Consider the following 1,340-nt stretch of genomic DNA (forward strand, 5'->3'; position numbering starts at 1 on the left):
AAAGTAACGTTTAAAAAATAACTTGGTATTTTTTGTCTCTCCATGAAACCTTGTAGTTCCATTTCGGTAGCTCTTCATCAAAGGTAATATGCCGTTGACAGACATCATCATAATTGCTATCCACACAACGAGAAGTGTCGTACTTCTTTCTGTTGATGTTGGTGAAGACACAAAGGCCGGATTTCGTTCTGGCCTCTGCGGCAAGTTCGCATGCCTGCTCAACGCTCTCGAAGGAAATACCACTCCATACTCTGGTGATTTGAGAGAAAAGCCTGTGTTCAATGGGGTTCCACTTCGACGTGTACGGGGGATAGTGCGCCACTATTATGTCAATATGGAGGTCTTCGGAAAGTTTGATCAGCTCTTGCTTGAAAAGCCTGCTGGAACTGCTGTTGGAACCTCCACCGTCACAGAGCAACATGATGGCAGTTGCATGTGGATAGATGTCTTGGAGCACACGATACCAGTAGTACTTGAAGTTGTCGCAGAAGAACCCGGCTGTGTCATGGCTTATTCCGAAGCTCATGTATCCAGTATTCTTTTGAACATCGTAGATGCCATAGGGAATGATTTTGCCGCTTGCAAAGGAGGGGAAGTCATGGTCCCTGCATCGCGGCGACCTGTCGCAGTATACCTGTCCGCCTCTTCTGAATGGGCCGACCAACTCTTTCTTCTTCGTGTCTATACTGAAGACGGGTATGTGATTTTCTTCACACATGCTTCTCATTGCGGAGATTTTCTCGAACTGTTCGTTTCTTTTATTGCACTCTGCCATCGAGGTACACTTCTTCGGAGTGCGTTTCTTGAATCCCTCTTTGGATATGATTTGTTTGAGGGTGTGATAGCTTATGCTTATTCCGTAATCCACCTCCATCTTGTCTCTTATGATGCCAGGCGAATAGAAAAGCATGCGTACGCTCTCATCTTGCGGCAAGCCGCCTATGGCATCTTCCGTAATCTCCCGGAAGATGTCGATATACTCGGGATGAACACTGAGAATACTCTTTCTGCCTCCACCTTTCTTCCTTATGTGTCCGGCAGCAATTGTGTCCCCGCTCTCAAGCTCGTGAATACCTCTATACACTGTATTTCTGGTGACATGATATGTTTTGCAGACCAGACTCACGCCGTGCGTTCCAAGTTCCATCGCCTTGTGGGCACAGAACAACCTGCGTTGGCGTTCGTCCAGATTGGCGACTTCTGGGAAACTCCCTGATTTGTCGCACTCGCTATGTCTTCTCTTGTATGCTTCCACCTGCGCCCTGCGCAAGGGCAAAGATACAAAAAATAAACGACAACAAAGAATTAAACAACAACGTATATCATTACGTATCAGTTAA

The 1,340-nt window shown here is 46.4% G+C and carries 1 protein-coding gene; it reads right to left on the bottom strand.

The features are described 5' to 3' along the window. Window positions 1-10: 10 nt before the first annotated feature. On the bottom strand, window positions 11-1,147 hold the full coding sequence (locus tag HMPREF0666_RS17105) for an ISAzo13 family transposase (protein ID WP_008449745.1): 1,137 nt from the start codon (window positions 1,145-1,147) through the stop codon (window positions 11-13). Window positions 1,148-1,340: the final 193 nt, after the last annotated feature.

It is taken from the genome of Prevotella sp. C561 (genome assembly GCF_000224595.1).
Lineage (GTDB): Bacteria > Bacteroidota > Bacteroidia > Bacteroidales > Bacteroidaceae > Prevotella > Prevotella jejuni.